The 4,159-nt window shown below is 48.9% G+C and carries 3 protein-coding genes; all 3 read left to right on the top strand.

What is annotated here, in order from left to right; all coding sequences use genetic code 11:
* Positions 1–200: 200 nt before the first annotated feature.
* Positions 201–1,732, top strand: a protein-coding gene (locus A3763_RS26710; protein WP_369808172.1) for an IS3 family transposase whose coding sequence is annotated in 2 segments (ribosomal slippage) — positions 201–645 and positions 645–1,732 — 1,533 coding nt in all. Because the reading frame shifts where the segments join, the coding sequence is not laid out codon by codon here.
* Between the two features lie 39 nt (positions 1,733–1,771).
* Positions 1,772–3,298 carry an IS91 family transposase gene (locus tag A3763_RS05000; protein WP_068759926.1) on the top strand — a complete coding sequence of 509 codons (1,527 nt, stop codon included), beginning with the start codon at positions 1,772–1,774 and terminating at the stop codon, positions 3,296–3,298.
* A 414-nt stretch (positions 3,299–3,712) separates the two neighbouring features.
* Positions 3,713–4,159: alcohol dehydrogenase catalytic domain-containing protein (locus A3763_RS04995; RefSeq protein ID WP_156494919.1), on the top strand; the 447-nt coding region annotated here is incomplete at its 3' end.

Here is a 4,159-nt window from a genome sequence, read left to right as displayed (position 1 = left end):
ATGACTGAAACTCTAGTAGGTTTAGCGCTGAATTTTGCTGCTCAAAAAGAACAACCAAAATTCATTTTCGACGCGCTTACAGATGCTTGCTGGAAACACCAAGTAGCCATTCCGAGCTTTAGTGNTANCCCCCTGTGTCAGGATAGTTGTCGCCTCTGTTAATTTTTAATAATTGAATAGGAGGCGGTAAGAGAATATGAGTGAAGCATTATTCAAAAGAGTTTAAAGAAGCCATTGTTAAGAAGTGGCTTGAAAGTGGGTTATCATTAAGAACGTTTTCAGCCCAGGAAAACATAAACCTATCCACCTTGTATTCCTGGCGAGATAAATTTCAATTACCAGGTTCAAGTGTGACAAAAAGTAGTAGTCCAGATAACTGGTCTCCAGAAGCAAAGTTTTCAATTGTTCTGGAAACCGCCATGATGTCGGAGATAGAGCTAAGTGAGTATTGCCGAGAAAAAGGGCTGTACCCTGATCAGGTGAAGCAATGGAAACAATCTTGTATTAACAACAATATGACTGAGGCTCAGCGTAAGAAACAGGAAGCTGCAGAGCGCAAAGCAGATAAGAAGCGTATTAAGCAGTTAGAGAAGGAGCTAAAACGCAAAGATGCAGCACTTGCTGAAACTGCTGCATTATTGGTGCTCAGAAAAAAGCTCAATGCCTACTGGGGGGAAGACGAGGACAGCTAACCATGCTTCCAGATAGGCAATATTATGTGGAGCTGATTGATGAAGCCGTTAGTGCTGGAGCCAGAAGAGTGAAAGCCTGTGAGCTAATAGGCTTATCGCTTCGGACCTTACAACGCTGGATTGAAGATGGTGGCGTTACACAGGACAAAAGACAGTCAGCTATTAGACCTGAGCCAAAGAATAAGTTGTCAGAAACCGAGCGACAGAGCATTATCAATATCTGTAACGAGCCCGAATATGCGGACCTTCCACCCAGCCAAATCGTACCAAGGCTAGCGGATAAAGGGCAATATATTGCTTCTGAGTCCAGCTTTTATCGTGTGCTCAAAGCACATAATCAACTGGCTCACAGGGGGCGAGACAAGCCCAAAAATGGTACGAAGAAACCGAAGGGATATACGGCCACTGGGCCAAATGAAGTCTGGAGTTGGGATATTACGTACTGCCCTGCAACTGTGATAGGGCGGTATTATTACCTGTATATGATAGAAGATATCTTCAGTCGCAAAATTGTTGGCTGGGAAGTGCATGAGTCCGAGCAAGGAGAACATGCAGCAGCATTGCTTGAGCGCAGTGTTTGGTCAGAAAAGTGCGTCAGAAAATCCCTGGTGTTGCACTCGGATAATGGTAGCCCAATGAAGAGCTTAACAATGCAAGCAAAAATGCAGGATTTGGGTGTCGCCAGCTCTCGAAGTCGGCCTGGTGTAAGTAATGATAATCCGTTTTCAGAATCACTATTTCGAACCCTGAAGTACTGTCGTCGATGGCCATCTGAGGGATTTAAATCAATCGATGAAGCAAGAACTTGGGTGAAAGAGTTTGTCACTTGGTACAACACAGAGCACCGGCATAGTCGAATTAACTTTGTTACCCCAGAGCAAAGGCACTTAGGTCTGGATGAAGAAATATTATCGAAGAGGGATGAGCTTTATCGCAAGATGAAAAGAAAGAACCAAATAAGGTGGTCAAAAGCTACGCGGAACTGGGAGAAAGTGGGTGACGTTAAGTTGAACCCGGAGAAGGAAAAACAAGCAGCTTAAATGCTCAGGCGACAACTACCTTGAAAAACGCCGATACTCATGTCACCGGCAAGGAATGTCTGGGCGAGTCAAGCACCATACTATGAACGCCATCAGCCCGAAAAGACGTTCCTCTATCAATTGGTTCAGGAACATTATCCTGTCTTTAAGTCCTCGTTGGAGGGTCAGGGACAAAGCTTGCCTCGTTACGTTCAGAGAGAGTTCGAAGATTTTCTCCAATGTGGTCGGCTGGAATATGGCTTTTTGCGTGTCCGCTGCGAGGATTGCCATCATGAACGATTGGTGGCATTTAGCTGCAAGCGCAGAGGGTTCTGCCCCAGCTGTGGTGCCCGCCGGATGGCGGAGAGTGCCGCGCTCTTGGTGGATGAGGTGTTTCCCAAAGTTCCCATACGCCAGTGGGTGCTGAGCTTTCCCTTCCAGTTACGATTCCTGCTGGCTCGCCATCCAGAGCTGATGGGTAAAGTGTTAGGCATTGTCTACCGCACCGTCTCTACGCATTTAATTAGGCAGGCTGGTTTTACCAAGGCTACCGCACAAACCGGTGCAGTGACGTTGATCCAACGCTTTGGTTCTGCGCTCAACCTTAATGTCCATTACCACATGCTATTTCTCGATGGCGTATACGCCGAAGATACCTATGGCCAACGGCGGTTCCATCGGGTCAAGGCACCCACTCAACATGAACTCAATGCGCTCGTTAACACCCTCAGCCACCGGGTCGCTCGCTGCCTGGAAAAACGCGGTCTGTTGGAGCGAGATGCCGAGAATACCTGGTTGACGCTGGACGAGGAAGGAGGAGATGTACTCACGCAAATGCACGGTTCCTCGGTGACTTACCGCATCGCCACCGGCCCCCAGCAAGGGAGTAAGGTCTTCACCCTGCAAACCTTCCCTCATTGCGAAAGTGAGAAGCCAGGCTATGGCCAAGCGGCTAAAGTGGCAGGTTTTTCACTCCACGCCGGTGTGATGGCCGAAGGACATCAGAGGGATAAACTCGAACGGCTCTGCCGCTACGTTAGCCGACCCGCTGTTTCAGAAAAGCGCCTGGCATTGACCTCCAATGGACACGTTCGGTATGAACTCAAAACCCCGTATCGCAATGGCACAACCCATGTGATCTTCGAACCCATGGACTTCATGGCCAAGCTGGCTGCACTGGTACCCAAGCCGCGCGTCAACCTCACCCGATTCCACGGAGTCTTCGCACCGAACAGCAAACACCGTGTTCAGGTCACACCGGCTAAACGCGGAAAAAAGCCTGACAAACTAGAAGCAGCCGATACTGACTGGCTCGATAAGACCCCTGAAGAGCGGCACCACGCCATGACATGGATGCAGCGACTTAAGCGAGTCTTCAATATTGATATTGAGGTTTGCGAGCACTGTGGAGGGCATGTCAAAGTGATTGCCAGCATTGAGGATCCGGACATAATCGAGCAGATTCTTAAACATCTCAAACAGAAGGCGGCCAAAGCCGATACTAACCATCACAACCAGCCGCCAGAGCGAGCCCCACCACTGACTCCCAGCCTGTTCGGCCCATCGCAGACTCGTTTATTTAATTGACGCTCCTAAGCTCTCAATCCATGTACTGTCAGCCTTTGCGGCAGGCCGGTGGGGCAACTGTCGGCTAAAGATCCATTCGCCAGGCACTTTTCGGTCAAATCGACCAAAATACGACCTTCTTTGGGCGCTGTGAAGCTAAATTCCGGGGCTTAGGCAATAAAAATGAGCGGCAATTTCGGGTATGCTACTTCATCCGAAGGGTGAAAAGGTGCTTTAAACGTCCTATACGCCTCAATTCGCCTTCAACGTGCCGGTAGCCGTACAAAATCGAAGCGGCAAAGGTGTGTGGCAAGTAAAAGGCGTCATGCTATTCATTTTTATCACTGACTTTTTGANAATGATGCTGAATGCTTTGCTGTCAGCTATCTATTTCTTTTAGACTACTCTATCGACAAGGCTTAGGAGACTTCTACCATGATTAAAGCATATGCAGCGTTTGAAGCAGGTGGTGAACTAAAACCATTCGAATACGATCCTGGTGATTTACCAGACGACCAAGTTGAAATTGCCGTCGAGCACTGCGGCATTTGCCACAGTGACCTAAGCATGCTCAACAACGAATGGGGAATGACCCAATACCCTTTTGTGCCCGGGCATGAGGTGATCGGCAAAGTGAACGCCATCGGTAAGCGCGTTAAGTCGATTCAAATTGGACAGACTGTCGGCTTAGGCTGGCACTCTGGCTACTGCATGAGCTGCTCGTCCTGCCATAGCGGCGACCATAACCTTTGCGCTTCAGCCCAAGGAACCATCATCGGTCATCACGGCGGATTTGCTGACAAGGTACGCGCGGAAGAAAGTAGCGTCGTTGCCTTACCCGAGGGTTTTGAAGAGCCTTCAGCCGCCCCTTTGTTTTGTGCT

The sequence above is a fragment of the Oleiphilus sp. HI0128 genome (genome assembly GCF_001635365.1).
Note: the sequence above shows the minus strand (reverse complement) of the source record. Positions and strands in the feature narration are given on the sequence as shown.